This is a genomic window from Actinomyces sp. ZJ308 (assembly GCF_011752065.1).
Classification (GTDB): domain Bacteria; phylum Actinomycetota; class Actinomycetes; order Actinomycetales; family Actinomycetaceae; genus Actinomyces.
The window spans coordinates 117830-136584 of record NZ_JAAIJY010000004.1; the positions used below are offsets into that span (position 1 = coordinate 117830).

Sequence of the window (18755 nt, forward strand, 5' to 3'; positions counted from 1 at the left end):
CCGAATGGCGGCCGACGTCAGTCGACCGGCCCCACGAGGATGCGGGCGCGCTTCTGGTCCACCAACCAGGCGGCCATCTCCTGGACCTCCTCAGGGGTCACGGACTCCAGACGGCGCAGGTTGTCCTCCATGGAGCGCAGGCGCCCGGTGACGACCTCGGCGCGCCCCAGGCGCCCCATGCGGGCCAGGGAGTCCTCCCCGCCGAGCACCATGGCGCCGCGCAGCTGGCCCCGGGCCCGCGCCATCTCACGGTCGGTGACGCCGTGCTCGGCGAGCTTCTCGAACTCGCCGATCATGACGGTGCTCACCTCGTCGACGTCGCCGGGGGCGCAGCCGGCGTAGAGCCCGAAGGCGCCGGAACCGGCGTAGGAGGTGTCGAAGGCGTAGGTGGTGTAGGCCAGGCCCCGCTTTTCGCGCACCTCCTGGAACAGGCGCGAGGACATGCCTCCGCCCAGGATGGTGGTGAGCACGCTCATGGCCCAGCGCCGTTCATCGCGCACCGCGATGCCCTGGCAGGTCAGGTACAGGTGGGTCTGCTCGCTCTCGCGCGCAACGGTGATGTCATGGACGTCCAGCGCCGTGAAGGGCTCGATCTCGAAGCGGCGCTCGCGCGGGACCGCGTCGGCAGAGGCGTCCCAGCCGGCCGCGGCCAGGTCGGCGGCCACGCGCTCGCAGACCTCGTCGTGGTCGACGGCGCCGGCGGCCGCCACCACGAGGGTGTCGGAGGCGTAGGTGCGCTTGTAGTGCTCCCACACGGCGTCGCGCGGTACGGCGGTGACGGTCTCGTTGGTGCCACCGATGGGGCGGCCCAGCGGCGTGTCCTCGCCGAAGGCGGCGCGGGCGAAGGCCTCCTGGGCGACGTCGGCGGGGTCGTCTGCGGCGTCGGCGAGCTCGGAGACGATGACGCCGCGCTCGGTCTCGACGTCGGTGGGCTCCAGGAGCGAGGAGGTCACCATGTCGGCGAGCACGTCGAGGGCCTCCATGCCATCGGGGGCGAGCACGCGGGCGTAGTAGGAGGTGTGCTCCTTGGAGGTGGCGGCGTTGGACTCGCCACCGATCATGTCGAAGGCCTCGGCGATGTCGTGGGCGTCGCGCGTGGCGGTGCCCTTGAACAGCAGGTGCTCCAGGAAGTGGGTGGAGCCCTCCTGGCCGGGCGCCTCGTCCCGGCTGCCGACGCCGAACCACATGCCGATCGAGGCCGAGCGCAGGCCCGGCACGGACTCGGTGATGACGCGTACCCCTCCGGGCAGGACGGAGCGGCGGGTGAGCGCACCGTCGTCGTGCAGGGTGAGCTCAGTGCCGTCGCGGCCGGGCCGCCCGCGCCGCAGCTCCACCTCGGAGTAGTCGGTCGAGCTCAAGGTCTCCCCCGCTGCCGGGTTCGAAGCGAGGTCTGCTGAGGATGTGGGTGCCACCGACCCTGCTGAGCCGGTTCGCGTGTCTGGGTTGGTCACCCGCGAAGACTAACGGGCAGCGGGGCCCGCTGTCGTTCCAGTAGCCCACGACGCCCTGCCGCGCGCAGCGAACGCGCCTCCGAACGACGGTGTCCCCGCCCGGTCCAGCGGACCGGGCGGGGACACCGGGACGTGCGTCAGCCGGCTAGCGACGCCTGGCGGACCTCACTCCTCCTCGGAGGAGTCGGCGGAGCGCATCCGACGACGACGCGGACGACGCTCGCGGCGCGGCTGCTCGCCCTCCCCGTCCTTGCTCTCGCGGCTCTCGCGCTCACGACGCGAGCCGCCGTCGCGCGAGGCCTTGCGGGCCGCCTCACCCTCGGCCTCGGCGGCGAGCTGCTCGTCGGTGAGGACCGCGTGCAGGCTCAGCTTGCCGCGCTGATCGATCTCCGCCAGCTCGACCTGGACCTTGTCACCCACGCCCAGGACGTCCTCGACGTTCTCCACGCGCTTGCCGCCGACGAGCCGGCGGATCTGGGAGATGTGGAGCAGGCCGTCCTTGCCGGGGGTCAGCGAGACGAAGGCGCCGAAGGTCGTGGTCTTGACCACGGTGCCCACGAAGCGCTCGCCGATCTCGGGCATCTGCGGGTTGGCGATGGCGTTGACGGCGTCACGGGCGGCCTCGGCGGAGGGGCCGTCGGAGGCGCCGATGTAGACGGTGCCGTCGTCCTCGACCGTCAGGTCCGCGCCGGTGTCCTCCTGGATCTGGTTGATCATCTTGCCCTTGGGGCCGATGACCTCCCCGATCTTGTCCACGGGGATGCGCACGGCCAGGACGCGCGGGGCGGTGGGGGCCATCTCGTCGGGGGCGTCGATGGCCTGGGCCAGGACGTCGAGGATGAACAGTCGGGCGTCTCGGGCCTGGCCGAGCGCTCCGGCCAGGACCTCCGAGGGCAGGCCGTCGAGCTTGGTGTCCAGCTGGAGGGCCGTGATGAAGTCGCGGGTTCCGGCGACCTTGAAGTCCATGTCCCCGAAGGCGTCCTCGGAGCCGAGGATGTCGGTGAGGGTGGCCCACTTGGTCTCGCCGTCGATGACCTCGTGCATGAGGCCCATGGCGATACCGGCCACGGGGGCGCGCAGCGGGACACCGGCGTTGAGCAGGGACAGGGTGGAGGCGCACACCGAGCCCATGGAGGTCGAGCCGTTGGAGCCCAGGGCCTCGGAGACCTGACGGATCGCGTAGGGGAAGTCCTCGCGGGCGGGCAGAACCGGCACCAGGGCCCGCTCGGCCAGGTTGCCGTGGCCGATCTCGCGGCGCTTGGGGGCGCCCACTCGGCCGGTCTCACCGGTGGAGAAGGGCGGGAAGTTGTAGTTGTGCATGTAGCGCTTGTGGGTGACCGGGGAGAGGTCGTCCACCTGCTGTTCCATGCGCAGCATGTTGAGGGTGGTCACGCCCAGGATCTGGGTCTCGCCGCGCTCGAAGATGGCAGAGCCGTGGACGCGGGGCAGGACCTCGACCTCGGCGGCCAGGGTGCGGATGTCCTTCAGGCCGCGTCCGTCCATGCGCACGCCCTCGGTGAGGGTGCGGTGGCGCACGATCTTCTTGGTCACGGAGCGGAAGGCGGCCTTGAGGGCCTTGGTGTCCTCCTCGGTGGGGAAGGACTCGGCGAGCTCGGCCAGCACCTCGTCGCGCACGGCGTCGGTGGCCAGGTCGCGGGCCTGCTTGCCCTCGGTGGCGATGGCGGCGGCCAGGCCGTGGGCCTCGGCGGCCTTCTCGACGGCGTCGTACTGCTCGTCGGAGTAGTCCAGGTAGAGGGGGAACTCGGCGGTGGGCTTCGAGGCGTGCTGGGCAACCTCGAGCTGGGCGTCGCACAGGGCCTTGATGTGGGGCTTGGCGGCCTCCAGGCCCTCGGCGACGACGGCCTCGGTGGGGGCCACGGCCCCGGCGTTGATGAGCTCCCAGGCGTGCTCGGTGGCGCCGGCCTCAACCATCATGATGGCAACGTCGCCGCCCTCCAGGACGCGGCCGGCCACGACCATCTGGAAGGTGGCGCGCTGCTGCTCGGAGTAGCGGGGGAAGGCCACCCAGTGCCCGTCGATGAGGGCCAGGCGGGTGCCGGCCACGGGCCCGGAGAAGGGCAGGCCGGCGATCTGGGTGGACATCGAGGCGGCGTTGATGGCCAGGACGTCGTAGTCGTCGTCGGGGTGGATGGCCAGGACGGTCTCGACGACCTGGACCTCGTTGCGCAGGCCCTTGACGAAGGAGGGGCGCAGCGGACGGTCGATGAGGCGGCAGGCCAGGATGGCGGCGGTGCCGGCGCGGCCCTCGCGACGGAAGAAGGAGCCGGGGATGCGCCCGGCGGCGTACTGGCGCTCCTCGACGTCCACGGTCAGGGGGAAGAAGTCGAACTGGTCCTTGGGGTGCTTGCCCACGGTGGTCGCGGACAGGACGGCCGTCTCACCGTCGAGGTAGGCCATGGCGCTTCCGGCGGCCTGCTTGGCCAGGCGGCCCGTCTCGAAGCGCACCACGCGCTTACCGAAGGAGCCGTTGTCGATCACTGCCTCGGCGGCGGTGACCTCGGGGTCATCAATGAACATGAAGTCTCTTTCTCGCGATCGTCGAGCCGGTCCGTGGCCTTCGATCGAGGCCCACGGAGCCCGGTCCTCCCGCACGCGGATCTCCATGATCCCACGGCGCGGAGGCGGTTCCGGAGGCCACCACCGAAAACCGACGGGGCCGGCAGCTCTCCGGGTCTCTTCCCGGAGGCAGGGCTGCGGTCCCCCGTGCCCCTCACCGGTTCTCACGCCGGGAGAGCGTCGAAGAGCCGTCACGAGCACGCAGAGGGCGCAGCCGCGCAGATTCTATCGTGCGCGGCCTCATCATGCCGATCGGCGCCGCCGAGTGCCACGTGAGATGAGACGCGCGGGACCTTCGATTCTGGACCGGGTTCGCCCCGGCGTGACAAGGTAGCGCCAATGACAGGACAAATAACCCTGTCTCACCCCTTCTTCTCAGGAGCGTCAACGATGACCTACCGCATGATCTTCAACCAGACCGGCTACTTCGGCAGGGGCGCGATCGCCAACATCGCCCCAGAGATCGCCCGCCGGGGCCTGACCCGGGCCTTCATCGTCACCGACCCGGTGCTGGCCGACAACGGCACCGCCGCCCGCATCACCGACCTGCTCGATAAGGCCGGCATCGGCTGGGAGATCTTCTCCGACGTCGTCCCCAACCCGCCGGTCGAGAAGGTCCAGGCCGGCCTGGCGGCCTTCCGCGCCTCGGGCGCCGACGTGCTCATCGGTCTGGGCGGGGGCTCGCCTCAGGACACCTGCAAGGCGATCTCGGTGATCGCCACCAACCCCGACTTCGAGGACGTCCTGAGCCTGGAGGGCCTGTCCCCCACCACCAGGCCGGGCGTGCCGATCATCGGCGTGCCCACGACCGCGGGCACGGCCAGCGAGACCACCATCAACTACGTCATCACCGACACCGCCAAGCAGCGCAAGTTCGTGTGCGTCGACCCCCACGACATCCCGGTCCTGGCCATCGTCGACCCCGATCTCATGGACGGCATGCCCCGCTCGCTCAAGGTGGCCACCGGGCTGGACGCCCTCACCCACGCCATCGAGGGCTACATCACGCCGGGTGCGTGGGAGCTCTCCGACGCCCTGTGCCTGCGCTCCATCCAGATGATCGCCGCCAACCTGCGCGCCGCGGCCGACGGGGACGCCGACGCCGTGGAGCAGATGGGCCTGGCCGCCTACATCAACGGCATGGCCTACTCCAACGTCGGGCTCGGCCTGGTCCACGGCATGGCGCACCCGCTGGGCGGGCGCTACAACGCCCCGCACGGGGTGGCCAACGGGATCCTGCTGGCTCCGGTCATGGCCTTCAACGCCGAGCACACCGGGGAGAAGTACCGCGACATCGCCGAGGCCTTCGGTGTCGCCGGCGCCCAGACGATGCCGCTGGACGAGGCGCGCGCCGCAGCGGTGGAGGCCGTGGCCCAGCTGACGCGGGACCTGGGCAACCCCACGCGGATCTCCGAGGTCGGGGTGGAGGCCGACGGGGTCGAGGCCCTGACCGATGACGCCTTCGCCGACGTGTGCACGCCGGGCAACCCGCGTCCCGCGACCCGCGAGGACATCAAGGCGATCTACACCTCGCTGCTCTGAGCCCCTCGGGACAGCTGAAGACGCATGAAAGACGGTGCGGCCCGGCTCCCCATGACGGGGGCCGGGCCGCAAGGCTCGCGGGCGCCAGCGCGCTCAGCGGCGGATGCCGAGGCGGGCGATGAGGGCACGGTAGCGCTCGATGTCCTCCCTCATGAGGTAGTCCAGGAGGCGGCGGCGCTTACCGATGAGCAGGTAGAGGCCGCGACGCGAGTGGTGGTCGTGGGTGTGGCCCTTGAAGTGCTCGGTGAGGTTGGAGATGCGCTCGGTGAGGATGGCGACCTGGACCTCCGGGGAGCCCGTGTCACCCTCGTGGGTGGCGTACTCGGCGATGATCTCTTGCTTGCGCTCGGGGGTAACCGACATGCGGACTCCTTCGGGTCTCGTTGCACGGAGCGCCGGGGCAGGTTCTCCCGGGCATGAGGTATCCGTGGCCGATCGACGGCCTGCCAACCCTACCAGCGTCGCCGCACGCCGACCGCGCCGGCCGCTGTGTGAACCGGCACAGCTCCGGGGCGGAAACGGGGTGGATGGCACCCCCCGACGACGAGCCCGGCCCGGGGCGCTCCGGCTCCGGAGACGGTGGCCGCAGCCGCTGCAGATATTGCGGCTACTGCGCGGTGACGTCCTCAGGACGGATCGGATCGGGGACCGGGACGCCCAGGATCCGGGCGGTGTCCTCGATGTCGGTGCGCATCTGGGCCAGCAGCGGGTCCAGACCGTCGAAGGCGAGCATGGGGCGCAGGCGCTCGACGAGCTCGATCCCGACCTCCTCGCCGTAGAGGTTGAGGTCGGCGCGCCCCAGCACGTGGGCCTCGACCGTGCGCTGGGGGACGTCGTCGAAGGTGGGGTTGGTGCCGATCGAGATGGCGGCGGGAAGACGCTGTCCGCCCCCGTCGGCGCCGCTGCCGCGCACCAGCCAGCCGGCGTAGACGCCGTCGGGCGGTACGACGCCGGCGGTGGCGGCCTCCAGGTTGGCGGTGGGGAAGCCGAGCTCGCGCCCGCGTCGCAGCCCCCTGACGACGACTCCGCGCAGCCGGTGGGGACGTCCCAGGACCTGGTGGGCCTGCCCCATGTTCCCCTCCTTGAGGCACTGGCGTATCCAGGTCGATGACCAGCGCCGCCCCTGCTGAGAGCGGATCTTGGAGACGATCTCCACCGCGAAGCCGTCGGCCCGCCCGATCTGCTCCAGGGTGGCGGCGTCCCCCGAGTTGTGGCAGCCGAAGCGCACATCGTCCCCGACGACGACCGCCCGGGCTCCGAGCAGATTCTCCAGCCAGGTGCGCGCGAAGTCCTGGGGGCTCTGGGCGGCGAAGTCGAGGGTGTAGGTGATGACCAGGACCGCGTCCAGACCAATGTCTCCCAGAGAGGCCAGGCGGTCGGTCAGGGAGGTGATGAGGGGCAGGTCCAGGTCCGGCTGGTGGACGCTGCGGGGGTGCGGGTCGAAGGTGACCGCCACGGCCAGGGGCCGCTCACCGTCGCGGGCGAGCTCGTCGGAGAGCTCGACGACGCGCCCCAGGACCGCCTGGTGCCCACGGTGGACGCCGTCGAAGATGCCCATCGTGACCACCGTGCCCGGTCCGCCCGGTGCGCTCAAGCTCGCTGGCACCTGCTCGGCGCCGTACCAGACCTCCACTGTCGATATCCCTGCTCTCGTCTGCCTGCGGGGCGCGCTGCACTCCCGCCCGCATGGTCCACGTTACTGTCCACGTTCCACGGCGCACGCTCCCGACCTGCACAGACGGGACGGGACGGCGGCTCGTGCGGGACAACCCTGCCACGGTCGTACCGCCGGACGCGACCTGGCGGCCTTCGACACGCCTTGACGCTTCTCGACCGTCAGTCTATTCTCGATATCGACCGACGGTCGGTTAGCGTTGCGGACCGATTCCAGGACATGAGAAAGAGCCACACAGAACACGCACCGGAGAGAAAGACTTCAAAGACTTCAAGGAGGCCGTTGCCATGCTGATGCGACTGCTCAAAGCCGACCTGGCGCGCGGCGCCGTCGTGGCCGCCACCCTGACCGCCCTCATCGCCCTGGCCGCCACGCTGATGTCGGCTGGGACGTCACTGGTCGTGGACAGCCTGTCGGCGACGAGCCGGCTCTCGCAGCGGGCCAAGCTGCCGGACCTGGTCCAGATGCACGCAGGGCAGATCGACGACGACACCCTCCAGACCATCGACCAGTGGGCCGAGGCACGCAGCGACGTCACCGACCACGAGGTCATCAAGACCCTGAAGGCACCGCGCCAGGAGCTGACGATCAATGGCGTCAACCAGAGCGGATCCTTCAACGAGCCCGCCTTCGTCACCTCCCCCAAGCACCTCGACCTGCTGCTCGATGATCACGGCAACCCCGTGGACCCGGGACCGGGCGAGGTGGTCCTGCCGATCCACTACCGGGTGATCAAGGCCGCCGACGTCGGCGACACCGTCACCGTGAGCACCTCCGGCAAGCCGATGACGCTGAAGGTGGTGGGCTTCGCAAGGGACGCCCAGATGAACGCCGCCATGATCCCCTCCAAGCGCCTGGTGGTCAGCCCTGAGGACTTCTCCACCCTGGAGCAGCAGACCATCGACACCGAGTACCTCATCGAGTTCGCCCTGACAGACGCCGCCCGCCCCGGAACCGTCATCGACAGCTACAAGGAGGCGGGCCTGCCCAGCAACGGCATCAACATCAGCGCCTCGATGATCCAGCTCATCAACTCCTTGAACGTCATGCTCATCGTGGCCGTGGCCCTGATGGTGGCGATCGTGCTGGCCGTGGTCGCCATGCTCGCCCTGCGATACACGGTACTGGCGGCCATTGAGACGGATCTGGCGCAGATCGCCGTGCTCAAGGCCATCGGAGCACCGCAGAGCCGGATACGCCGCCTCTACGTGATCAAGTACCTGGCCCTGTCAGCAGTAGGAGCGACCGTCGGCTGCGCGGCCGGCCAGCCCCTGGCCGCAGCGCTGGAGGGCCCGACGACGCTCTACCTGGGTACGCCGCCAAGGACCGTCTGGAGCGTGGGGCTTCCCATCGTCGCGGTGCTGGCTCTGGCCGCGATCATCATCGGCTTCACGTGGCTGTCCCTGCGGCGCATCGGGCGCATCTCGGCGATCGAGGCCCTGCGCAGCGGCACCAGCTCCTCCCTGCGCCCCCGTCGCCAGCGCTGGAGGCTCACGAGCGTGCGCCGTCTTCCGGTCCAGGTGTGGCTCGGCGCTCGTGAGGCGCTGCGTCCCTCCAACGCACTGCTGCTCGGCGTCCTGACGCTGTGCACCTTCACCATGGTGCTGCCGACCAACGTCTCCACAACGCTGAGCAATCCACAGGTCGCCACCTACCTGGGAGCCGGTCAGGCGGATCTGCGCATCGACGTGCCCACCGGGGTTCAGGACCTGGCCACCGTGGAGAAGGCGGTCGACTCCGATCCTCGTATCAGTGAGCACACCACGGTGCTGCGCCGCAGCTACAAGATGTCCACGAGCAGTGGCGGCTGGGAGACGGTGCTCATCGATATCGGGAATCATGAGACCTTCCCCATCAGGTACATCTCCGGGCGCGGTCCCACCACGGACGACGAGGTCTCCCTGTCCTACAGCCAGGCCAAGACCACGGGCGCCGAGGAGGGATCCACGGTCACCGTGCAGACCGCCGACGGGAACAAGGAGCTCACGGTGACGGGCGTCTACCAGGACATCACCAACAACGGACTGACCGCCAAGGCCACCTTCGACGACGGCGCTCCAGCGCTGTGGCAGATCATCTACGCCGACGCCCACTCCACGGAACAGGCCAACGCCTTCGCCCAAGACCTGAACCAGGAGTACCCGGGAGTCCAGGCGATCGCCATGGACCAGTACGCCTCCCAGTTCTTCGGGGCCACCGGATCACAGGTCCGCCTCATCACCATGATGGCCTGCACCATCGCACTGGGACTGTCCTTCCTCATCACGGTCCTGTTCACCGTCCTGATCGTGTCGAGGGAAAGGCCTCAGCTGGGCGTTCTCCTGGCGCTGGGCTGCACCAGGGGCGCCATCGCCCGTCAGTACCTCACCCGTTTCGGCTTCATCGCCCTGATCGGGGTCGCCCTGGGGCTCCTGGGCACCTTCACGTTGGGAGGCTCCGCGATCGGGGCCGTCATGTCCTCCCGCGGAGCACCCGACCTTCAGCTTCTACCCAACCTGTGGCTGGTGGGACTGGTCCTGCCGGGCGCGCTGCTGGCCACCGTCATCGGCGCAGTCTCCCTGGGCCTCAGGCGCCTGCGCACCATGCCCCTGTCCACGACCTTGACCACCGGCGAGTAAGGAGACAGACGATGACTACCTCCAGCACCCCTTCGACGGCCGCCGTGGAGCCCACCGCCACCCCGGGAGGACAGCCGGCTCTGCGCGCCCAGGGACTGTCCAAGAGCTACCACTCCCCCGTCCTGACGGACCTTGACCTGGAGATCGAGCAGGGACAGTTCGTCGCCATCATGGGGCCCTCCGGGTCCGGGAAGTCCACGCTCCTGCACTGCCTGAGCGGGATGGACCGTCCCACAGACGGCTCGGTGCTCCTGGGAGACACCGAGATCACCACCTTGAGCGAGAAGGAGCTGGCGGCGCTGCGGTTGTCGCGCTTCGGCTTCGTCTTCCAGCAGCCCCATCTCATGACGACCCTGTGCCTGCTGGACAACATCGTCCTGCCCGGGTTCCTGGCCGGTACGCGCCCGCGCGCCGAGGTCACGGCGCGCGGAGAGGAGCTCATGGAGCGCATGGGGATCGCGGACCTGGCCTCCAGCGCCATCACCGAGGTCTCCGGGGGCCAGCTCCAACGCGCCGGGATCTGCCGGGCGCTGATCAACGACCCCGGGATCGTCTTCGCCGACGAGCCCACCGGGGCACTCAACTCGGCCACCGCGCTGCAGATCCTCGACCTGCTCGGTCAGGTGCACGCCTCGGGAACGACCCTGGTCATGGTCACCCACGACGCCCAGGTGGCGGCCCGGGCGGACCGGGTCCTGGTCCTCGTGGACGGGCGGATCGTGGAGGACCTCTCCCTGGGTCGCTACCAGGAGGCCTCCGCCCCCTCCCGTCTGAGCACGGTCACCGAGGCCCTCCAGCGCCGCAGCGTGTGACGAGGGCCGGGGAACCGAGCCAGTCGCCTCGGAGCCCGGGTCCTGATGCTGGACAGTGGCCTGACCGGTCGGTGGCCGGTCAGTGGCCGCCGCAGCCGCAGTCGCCACCGCTTGAGGTCGGGGCGGAGATGTCTCGCAGGCCCAGCAGGTTGCCGGCCTTGTGACCGGGGGTGACGCCCTGCGGGGCGGCCGCACCCAGCGCCGTCGTCACCGCTGAGGCGATGGCCACCGGGTCGACGGCCTGCGAGGAGGGCTCCTGCGACGACTGCGCGGAGGACTGCGAGGCGGTCTGGGCGGGCGCCGGCTGGTAGCCCTCGCCCAGGGGCTGGGCCACGGCCGGAGCGGCGGCGCGCTCGTCCTGCTTGCTGCTCCGCTGGCCGTGGCCGCCGCAGCCGCAGCGGCATCCGGTACCGGTCTGGCTCATCGTGTCTCCTTGGAAAGCACTCATCGTGGTGCCCGCGTGCGCCGCAGGACCTGCAAACCTGTTCGCCTCCGCTGTCGCGTCTCAAGCGGGGTCCAGGACCAGGACCGGGCGGGCGCGCGGGCCTTGAGGCGTCAACAGTGCCACGAGCCGCCCCTCGGGTGCGAATCCGGCAACCACGCGCCGCCCCGGGGTCCCCTTGGACGTCGCCGGAGCCGAGTCGTCCGCGGGTGCCTGGGCCCGCTCCAGGGCCGCGGCATCGAGAGGCTGCCCGAAGCGCAGTCCGCGGGCCTCGGCCTCGGTGAGAGACAGCTGCGCGAAGCAGCGTCGGGCCACCTCCTCCAGCGGGATCGTGGTGAGGCCGCAGGGGCGGGTGGAGGCGGCGTCGTCCTGCACCTGCCTGGACAGGTCCGTCAGGGTGCCGGCCTCGCCGATGTCGAAGGGGCCGACGCCGGTGCGTCGCAGCGCGGTCAGGTGCGCCCCGCAGCCCAGGGCCCGGCCCAGGTCCCTGGCCAGAGCCCGTACGTAGGTTCCCGAGGAGCAGGAGACGACGACGTCAAGATCCACGACCTCGGTCCTGTCCCCCGGGGTGGGGACCGCGACGTCGGCGCTCGCCTGGCGGGGGCCACCGGTCAGGCGCAGCTCGTGGACGGTGACGGGCCTGGCCTCCAGCTCGATCTCCTGGCCGTCACGGACCCGCTTATAGGCGCGCACGCCGTCGACCTTGATGGCCGAGACGGCGCTGGGCACCTGCTGGATCGGTCCGGTCAGGCCCGCCAGCGCCGCCTGGAGGCGATCCGTGGGCAGGTCGTCGATGCGGCAGCCGTGGGCGGAGACGGGCTCGCCCTCGGCGTCCTCGGTGGTGGTCTCGACCCCGAGGCGGACGGTGGCCTCGTAGGTCTTGTCCGCTCCCACCAGGTAGGTCAGGAAGCGGGTGGCGCGCCCCACGCCCAGGACCAGCAGTCCGGTGGCCATGGGATCGAGGGTGCCAGCGTGGCCCACCTTGCGGGTGGCGGCCAGGCGCCGGGTGGCGCCGACGACGTCGTGGCTGGTCAGACCCCGGGGCTTGTCCACCAGGAGCACCCCGTCGGCGGCGGTGACGGCACCGCGGGCGACGTCGGGACGGCGCCGACGCGCAGCGTGGTCGCCGCTGTGGTGATCGCTGCGGGCGTCGGCATGCCCGGCGGGCTCGGATCGTTCGGACACGCTCACAGGCCCTCGGCGGCCCGGGCGGGTCCCGGCTCGGTCCCCCACCGGTCCTCGTGGGTGCCGTTGTCGTCAGCGCTCTGATCGACGTCGGTCTCAGCGCCGGTCCCGGTGTCAGTAACCGTGTCAGCCTCGTCGTCGTGCCGGTAGGGATCGGCCTCGCCCGCGTAGGCGGCTCCCTCGGCGGCCTTGGCGATCTGGGCGTCGCGCACCCGGGCCTGGGCCAGGGCGTCCTCGAGGGTCTTGGCGGTGGTGGGCAGGGCGTCGAGCTGGAAGGTCAGGGACGGGGTCAGGCGGATGCCCAGGGCCTTGCCCACCTCGGAGCGGATGAGCCCCTTGGCCGAGCGCAGCGCCTTGGCCGTCTCCTCGCGCTCCTCGTCACTGCCGTAGACGGTGTAGAAGATGGTCGCCTGCTGCAGGTCGCCGGTGACACGGACGTCGGTGACGGTGACGAAGCCCAGGCGCGGGTCCTTGATCCGCCCCTGCAGGAGACGGGCGACGGTCTCGTGAATGCGGTCGGCGACCTTGCGGGCGCGGGCGGCGTCGGCCATGGCGGGGCTCCTTCATGTGTGAGGTCCGGTTCGGCAGTCCTGGACGTCAGCGATCGTGACCGGTCGGTGCGGCACACCGGGGGCGAGCCGGCCCCTGACGAGGCGGTCCAGTGCGCCCCACTATGCTACGTGGAGCGTCAGCGCGGTCTGCGCTGCCATCCCCGAGCGCGAACGGTTCAGGAACAGATCACAATGGCCTCCTCCCCCGGTGCACCCCACGAGCCCGGACCCCCGACCGTCCCGGGTACCCCGACAGCGACGCCGGCGCCTGTGCCGGCGGGGCTCGACGGTACTGGGATGGCCCTGGTCATCGGCTGTTACACGCTCTGGGGAGTCTTCCCCCTCTACTTCCGGCTCCTGTCGGCCGCCGGCAGCGTCGAGATCATCGGCCACCGGATCATGTGGACCCTGGCCACCTGCCTGCTGCTGGTCGCCTCACGGCGCCGCTGGGGACGGCTGGCCCAGGTCTGGCGCACGCCCCGGCTGCTGGGGGCGCTGGCCGTCTCGGGTCTGCTGGTCTCGGTCAACTGGCTCGTCTACGTCTACGGCGTCAACACCGCGCGCACGGCCGACGCCGCCCTGGGCTACTTCATCAACCCGCTGGTGACGGTGGCCCTGGCCTCCCTGGTGCTGCGCGAGCGGTTGCGCCCCGTTCACCGGGTCTCGATCGGCCTGGCAGGCGCCGCCGTGGCGCTGCTGGTGGTGCTCCAGGGATCGCTGCCGTGGATCTCCCTGGCCCTGGCCTTCTCCTTCGCCCTGTACGGGCTGGTCAAGAAGCGGATCGGTCCGCAGGTCGATGCCCTGACCGGGCTGACGGTGGAGAGCGCCCTCGTGGTGCCCGTGGCGCTCGCCTACCTGGGGTACCTGGCCTGGCAGGGGCAGTCGGCCTGGCAGGGGCCCGGTCAGGGGTGGCGGATCATGGCGCTGCTCGTGGTGGCCGGGCCCGTCACGGCCGTGCCGCTGCTGCTCTTCGCCGCCGGGACACGGCGCGTGCCGCTGTCGGTGGTGGGGATGAGCCAGTACATCGCCCCGATCACCCAGTTCCTCCTGGCCTGGGCCGTCTTTGACGAGCAGATCCCGCCGGCCCGCTGGGCGGCCATGGTGCTGGTGTGGGCGGCGGTCGCGGTCTTCATCGGCGACGCCGTGCACCAGCTCGTCCGCCGTCCCCGCCCGCGTCATGCGACGGCGCTCAGTCGCGCGGCTTCTCGCGCATCTCCCAGGTCTCGATGACGTCGCCCTCGGCGATGTCCTTGAAGCCCAGGTTGATACCGCACTCGTAGCCCTCGCGGACCTCGGTGACGTCGTCCTTCTCGCGGCGCAGCGTCTCGATGGACAGGTCGCCGCTCACGACGACGCCGTCGCGCACCAGGCGGGCCTTGGCGCCCCGCTTGATGATGCCCGAGCGGACGATGGAGCCGGCGATGGAGCCGAACTTCGAGGAGCGGAAGATCTGTCGGATCTCGGCGGTGCCGAGCTCGACCTCCTCGTAGACGGGCTTGAGCATGCCCTTCATGGCGGCCTCGACGTCCTCGATAGCGTTGTAGATGACCGAGTAGAACTTCATGTCGACGCCCTCGCGGTCGGCGATCTCCGAGACGCGCTCGGCGGGCCGGACGTTGAAGCCGATGATGACGGCGGAGTCCACCGTGGCCAGGTTGACGTCGTTCTGGGTGATGGCACCCACGCCGCGGTGGATGACGCGCAGGGCGACCTCCTCGCCGACGTCGATCTTGAGCAGGGAGTCCTCCAGGGCCTCGACCGCACCCGAGCTGTCGCCCTTGAGGATGAGGTTGAGAGTGTCGACCTTGCCCTCCTTGAGGACATCGGTGAGGTTCTCCAGGGACACGCGCTTGCGGCGCTTGGCCAGCAGGGCGGCGCGCTCGGCGGCCTCACGCTTGTCGGCGATCTGGCGTGCCGTGCGGTCGTCGGGGGCGACGATGAAGGAGTCGCCGGCGCTGGGCACGTTCGTCAGTCCCAGGACCAGGGCCGGACGGGCGGGTCCGGCCTCGGTGAGGTTCTCCCCGTGCTCGTTGAACATGGCACGCACGCGCCCGTAGGCGCTTCCGGCCACGATCGGGTCGCCGACCCGCAGCGTGCCGCGCTCGACCAGGATGGTGCTCACGGCGCCACGGCCCTTGTCGAGCTTGGCCTCGATGGTGACGCCGCGGGCCTCGGTGTCCGGGTTGGCCCGCAGGTCCAGGGCGGCGTCCGCGGTGAGCAGGACGGCCTCGAGGAGCTCGTCGATGTGGAGGCGCTGCTTGGCGGAGATGTCCACGAACATCGTCTCGCCGCCGTACTCCTCGGGGACCAGACCGTACTCGGTGAGCTGGCCGCGGATCTTGTCCGGGTTGGCGCCGTCCTTATCGATCTTGTTGACCGCCACGACGATCGGCACGTTGGCCGCCTGGGCGTGGTTGAGGGCCTCAACGGTCTGGGGCATGACGCCGTCGTCGGCGGCCACGACGAGGATGGCGATGTCGGTCACCTCGGCACCACGGGCACGCATGGCCGTGAAGGCCTCGTGACCGGGGGTGTCGATGAAGGTGATCGGACGCTCCTCGTCGTTCAGGTTGACGCGCACCTGGTAGGCGCCGATGGACTGGGTGATGCCTCCGGCCTCGCCGGCGACGACGTCGGTGGAGCGGATCGCGTCCAGCAGCTTGGTCTTACCGTGGTCGACGTGACCCATGACCGTGACCACCGGGGGACGCGGCACGAGGTTGGCGTCGTCCTCGTCGGGCTCGAGGTCGATGTCGAAGGACTCCAGCAGCTCGCGGTCCTCGTCCTCGGGCGAGACGATCTGGACGTTGTAGCCCAGCTCGGCACCCAGGAGGGCGAAGGTGTCCTCGTCGAGGGACTGGGTGGCCGTGGCCATCTCACCGAGGTGGAACAGCACGGTCACCAGGGCCGCGGGGTTGGCGTTGATCTTCTCGGCCAGGTCCGTGAGCGTCGCGCCCTGGCGCACGCGCACCGGGGTGGAGCCGTCGCCGCGCGGGACGATGACGCCGCCGATCGACGGCGCGCTCTGCTGCTCGAACTCCTGGCGCTTGGCCCGCTTGGACTTGCGCCCCCTCGGGGCGCCGCCTCCGCGGCCGAAGGCGCCCTGGGTGGAGCCGCGACCACCGCGACCACCACGAGGGCCGCCGAAGCCGCCGCCGGGACGGCCGCCACCGCCACCTCCGGGCCTTCCACCGCCACCGGGGCGCGAGCCGCGGCCACCACCGCCACCGGCACCGCCGCGCGCGGGGGCGCCGGGACGACCGATGGAGGACTGGCCGGGCATCATGCCCGGGTTGGGACGGGGACCGCCCGGGCGCGGCGCACCGGAACGACCGGCTCCCTGGGGCCGGGCACCGCCCTGAGGACGGGGGCCACCGGGGCGCGAACCGCCCTGGGGGCGGGGGCCGCCGGAACCGCCCGGACGGGGCATGCCCTGGGATGTGGCGAAGGGATTGTTGCCCGGGCGCGGCGCACCCGAGCGCGACTGGCCCGAACGCTGTCCGCCGCGGCCACCCTGCCCACCCTGGCGGGGCATGCCCTGGGAGGTGGCGAAGGGGTTGTTGCCCGGGCGCGGCGCACCGGGACGCGGTCCCGGCGTCGGGGCGTTGCGGCGAGGGCCGGGCGTGGGGGCGCCGGAGGCGGATGCCGCCGACTTGGGCGCGCCGGCCCCGGGCTTGGGCGCCCTGGGGGCCTCGCCGGAGGCGGGGGTACCCCCCTGGGGCGTCGGCTTCGCGGCACCCGCCGCGGCCTGGGCACCACCGCCCGGCTTGGGAGCCGGGGTCTCGGACCTGGGTGCGGCCGGGGCCGCACCGGGCTTGGGGGCTCCGGCCCCGGGCTTGGGGGCGGCGGGCCTGGTGGCGGGGCTCGGCGTCGAGTCCTGAGCACCAGCCGGCCCCGGCTTACCGGCCTGAGCCGCTCCGGGCTTGGGGGCGGCCTTGGCCGGCTTGGGAGCCTGAGAGGCGGCCTTGGCAGGCTTGTCAGTCTGAGTGTCCGCCGGTGCCTCCTGCACCTGGGCGGCGAAGTGCTCGCGAACCCGGCGAGCAACGGGGGGCTCGACCGCGGAGGAGGCCGCCTTGACGAACTCTCCCTGGTCCTTGAGCCAGGCCAGGATCACCTTCGAGGTGACCTTCTTGCCAGTGGGGTCGAGCTCCTTGGCGAGCTCATGAACGCGTGGTTTAGCCACTTTTCTCCTGTCCGGTTTCCCACCCCGGACAGGGGTGGGTGCTTCTAGAGGCAGCTCATCGCTGGGTACTCATCGGGTGCCCATCGGCTTCCTACCCGCCTTCGCTATCGGTGGTCCGCTCACCCGGTCGGGCAGCGGGGACCTCGCCGTCGTTGACCAGTCCCCGCTCCAGGAACCCGCGGACCCGGGCCACGTCCAGTGGTCCGTCGGTGCGCAGGGCGCGTGGAGCGGCGCGTCGTCGCTCAGCGAGGGTGAGGCACTCCGGATCCGGGTGGATCCAGGCGCCGCGCCCGGGTCTGACGGCCCGGGCATCGACGTCGAGCTCACCGCTCGGCGTCAGCACGAGACGCAGCAGCTGCGCCCGCGGGGCTCTTTGCCGGCAGCCGATGCAGGTTCGCTCGGGCACGTGGGGGGTGGTCGCCACCGTCCGTCGGTGTCCTTCCGCTGCTCTGCAACCGCTGACGCGGGCACCGCATCCGAGACGTCCCGGTGCGGGACCCGCAAAGGTCCGCCGGAAAGTCTACATCCCCGCGCAGGCCGGTTCAGTCGACCAGCTCTGAGGGACCTGTCACGTCGTCGGACTGGGAGCCCTGCCCCGGGGTGATCTCGCCGGACTCGGCGTCGGCGTGGATATCGATCTTCCACCCGGTCAGGCGGGCGGCCAGACGGGCGTTCTGCCCCTCCTTGCCGATGGCCAGGGAGAGCTGGAAGTCGGGGACGACGGCGCGGGCGGTGCGCTCCTCGGCGTCGATGACGCCCACGGCGGCCACACGGGCCGGCGACAGGGCGTTGGCGATGAAACGCGCCGGGTCCTCGGAATAATCCACGATGTCGATCTTCTCACCACCGAGCTCGGTCATGACCGCACGCACCCGCTGTCCCATGGGGCCGATGCAGGCGCCCTTGGCGTTGACGCCGCGGACCTTGGAGCGCACGGCCATCTTGGTGCGGTGGCCGGCCTCTCGGGCCACCGAGACGATCTCGACGTCGCCCGAGGAGATCTCGGGGACCTCGCGCTCGAAGAGCTTGCGCACCAGGCCGGGGTGGGTGCGGGACAGGATGATCTGGGCGCCGCGGGTACCGCGGGAGACGTCGGTGACGTAGGCGCGCACGCGGTCGCCGTGGCGGTAGCGCTCTCCGGGGACCTGCTCGTGGGGAGGCATGATGCCCTCGTGCTCCTCGTCCAGGCGCACGTAGACGATGCGGGGGTCGCGGCCCTGCTCGACGGTGCCGGAGATCAGCTCGCCGGTCTTGTCCTTGAAGGCGCCCAGGACCTCGAAGTCGCGGCGGTCCTGGATGCGCTGGACGATGACGCTGCGGGCGGTCGCCTGGGCGATGCGGCCGAAGTCGTCGGGGGTGTCGTCGAAGTACTCCCCCGTGGGCTGGTCGTCCTCGTCGACCTCCGGGGCCAGGACACTCATGTGCCCGGTGCGGCGGTCGATCTCGACGTGGGCGCCCCGGATGGCTCCGGGGACCTTGGAGTAGGCACCCAGGATGGCGTCCTCGATAGCGGGAAGCAGGTTGTCCAGGTCAATGCCCAGCTCGTCGGCAGCGCCTCGCAGCTCCGGCATATTGATGTCCATGGGTCCTTGGGTCCTCTCTGGTCCGCTGGGCGGGTGTGCGCTGGGCTTCCTGTCGACGTTAGCCCGTGACGGGTCGGATGGTCCATCACGTCTTTCGTCCATCACGTCTTTCCGCGCTGGTCCGTCAACCTTCTAT

The 18755-nt window shown here is 70.9% G+C and carries 14 protein-coding genes; 4 read left to right on the forward strand and 10 right to left on the reverse strand.

Annotated features, from left to right (window positions below; genetic code table 11):
• Positions 1 to 17 precede the first annotated feature (17 nt).
• Together HCR68_RS03400 and HCR68_RS03405 are read right to left on the reverse strand one after the other, a co-directional pair.
• Positions 18 to 1412 carry a pitrilysin family protein gene (locus HCR68_RS03400; RefSeq protein WP_167146348.1) on the reverse strand — a complete coding sequence of 465 codons (1395 nt, stop codon included), beginning with the start codon at positions 1410 to 1412 and terminating at the stop codon, positions 18 to 20.
• Positions 1413 to 1616: 204 nt separating this feature from the next.
• Positions 1617 to 3989, reverse strand: a complete 2373-nt coding sequence (locus tag HCR68_RS03405) for a polyribonucleotide nucleotidyltransferase (protein ID WP_167146177.1) — start codon at positions 3987 to 3989, stop codon at positions 1617 to 1619.
• 429 nt (positions 3990 to 4418) lie between these two features.
• On the opposite strand from HCR68_RS03405, the gene fucO reads away from it, so the two are divergent.
• Complete coding sequence (fucO, locus tag HCR68_RS03410) at positions 4419 to 5570, forward strand: lactaldehyde reductase (protein WP_167146179.1); 1152 nt, start codon at positions 4419 to 4421, stop codon at positions 5568 to 5570.
• A 93-nt stretch (positions 5571 to 5663) separates the two neighbouring features.
• Here the strand turns inward: fucO and rpsO are convergent, their stop codons facing one another.
• Both rpsO and HCR68_RS03420 read right to left on the reverse strand, forming a co-directional pair.
• Positions 5664 to 5933 carry a 30S ribosomal protein S15 gene (rpsO, locus tag HCR68_RS03415; protein ID WP_167146181.1) on the reverse strand — a complete coding sequence of 90 codons (270 nt, stop codon included), beginning with the start codon at positions 5931 to 5933 and terminating at the stop codon, positions 5664 to 5666.
• A gap of 244 nt (positions 5934 to 6177) precedes the next feature.
• Complete coding sequence (locus tag HCR68_RS03420; RefSeq protein WP_167146182.1) at positions 6178 to 7203, reverse strand: bifunctional riboflavin kinase/FAD synthetase; 1026 nt, start codon at positions 7201 to 7203, stop codon at positions 6178 to 6180.
• Between the two features lie 329 nt (positions 7204 to 7532).
• On the opposite strand from HCR68_RS03420, the gene HCR68_RS03425 reads away from it, so the two are divergent.
• Positions 7533 to 9863 carry an FtsX-like permease family protein gene (locus tag HCR68_RS03425; RefSeq protein WP_167146184.1) on the forward strand — a complete coding sequence of 777 codons (2331 nt, stop codon included), beginning with the start codon at positions 7533 to 7535 and terminating at the stop codon, positions 9861 to 9863.
• A gap of 11 nt (positions 9864 to 9874) precedes the next feature.
• On the forward strand, positions 9875 to 10675 hold the full coding sequence (locus tag HCR68_RS03430; protein WP_167146186.1) for an ABC transporter ATP-binding protein: 801 nt from the start codon (positions 9875 to 9877) through the stop codon (positions 10673 to 10675).
• A gap of 79 nt (positions 10676 to 10754) precedes the next feature.
• Here the strand turns inward: HCR68_RS03430 and HCR68_RS03435 are convergent, their stop codons facing one another.
• The 3 genes from HCR68_RS03435 to rbfA all read right to left on the reverse strand — a co-directional run bounded on the left by HCR68_RS03435 (position 10755) and on the right by rbfA (position 12853).
• Complete coding sequence (locus HCR68_RS03435) at positions 10755 to 11099, reverse strand: hypothetical protein (RefSeq protein ID WP_167146188.1); 345 nt, start codon at positions 11097 to 11099, stop codon at positions 10755 to 10757.
• Positions 11100 to 11180: 81 nt separating this feature from the next.
• Positions 11181 to 12179 (reverse strand): tRNA pseudouridine(55) synthase TruB, encoded by a 999-nt coding sequence (gene truB / locus HCR68_RS03440; protein WP_243858920.1) that lies wholly within the window; start codon positions 12177 to 12179, stop codon positions 11181 to 11183.
• A gap of 125 nt (positions 12180 to 12304) precedes the next feature.
• Positions 12305 to 12853, reverse strand: a complete 549-nt coding sequence (gene rbfA, locus HCR68_RS03445; protein WP_243858911.1) for a 30S ribosome-binding factor RbfA — start codon at positions 12851 to 12853, stop codon at positions 12305 to 12307.
• 297 nt (positions 12854 to 13150) lie between these two features.
• Here rbfA and rarD point away from each other — a divergent pair, with 297 nt between their 5' ends.
• Complete coding sequence (rarD, locus tag HCR68_RS03450) at positions 13151 to 14083, forward strand: EamA family transporter RarD (protein ID WP_243858912.1); 933 nt, start codon at positions 13151 to 13153, stop codon at positions 14081 to 14083.
• On the opposite strand, the gene infB is transcribed toward rarD, so the two are convergent.
• From infB to nusA, 3 genes are all read right to left on the reverse strand, one after another.
• Positions 14043 to 17036, reverse strand: coding sequence for a translation initiation factor IF-2 (gene infB, locus HCR68_RS03455; protein WP_167146194.1), 2994 nt, complete (start codon positions 17034 to 17036; stop codon positions 14043 to 14045). The genes rarD and infB overlap by 41 nt on opposite strands.
• Before the next feature lie 91 nt (positions 17037 to 17127).
• Entirely contained in the window at positions 17128 to 17460 is a 333-nt protein-coding gene (locus HCR68_RS03460) for a YlxR family protein (RefSeq protein ID WP_167146196.1), read from the reverse strand.
• 118 nt (positions 17461 to 17578) lie between these two features.
• A complete protein-coding gene (nusA, locus tag HCR68_RS03465) occupies positions 17579 to 18619 on the reverse strand; it encodes a transcription termination factor NusA (protein WP_167146198.1) in 1041 nt (346 codons plus the stop codon).
• Positions 18620 to 18755 lie beyond the last annotated feature (136 nt).

Coding starts and splice junctions, on each gene's coding strand:
- HCR68_RS03405 (WP_167146177.1), bottom strand. CDS start 3,989: ATGTTCATTGATGACCCCGAGGTCACCGCCGCCGAGGCAGTGATCGAC.
- fucO (WP_167146179.1), top strand. CDS start 4,419: ATGACCTACCGCATGATCTTCAACCAGACCGGCTACTTCGGCAGGGGC.
- rpsO (WP_167146181.1), bottom strand. CDS start 5,933: ATGTCGGTTACCCCCGAGCGCAAGCAAGAGATCATCGCCGAGTACGCC.
- HCR68_RS03425 (WP_167146184.1), top strand. CDS start 7,533: ATGCTGATGCGACTGCTCAAAGCCGACCTGGCGCGCGGCGCCGTCGTG.
- HCR68_RS03430 (WP_167146186.1), top strand. CDS start 9,875: ATGACTACCTCCAGCACCCCTTCGACGGCCGCCGTGGAGCCCACCGCC.
- HCR68_RS03435 (WP_167146188.1), bottom strand. CDS start 11,099: ATGAGCCAGACCGGTACCGGATGCCGCTGCGGCTGCGGCGGCCACGGC.
- rbfA (WP_243858911.1), bottom strand. CDS start 12,853: ATGGCCGACGCCGCCCGCGCCCGCAAGGTCGCCGACCGCATTCACGAG.
- rarD (WP_243858912.1), top strand. CDS start 13,151: ATGGCCCTGGTCATCGGCTGTTACACGCTCTGGGGAGTCTTCCCCCTC.
- nusA (WP_167146198.1), bottom strand. CDS start 18,619: ATGGACATCAATATGCCGGAGCTGCGAGGCGCTGCCGACGAGCTGGGC.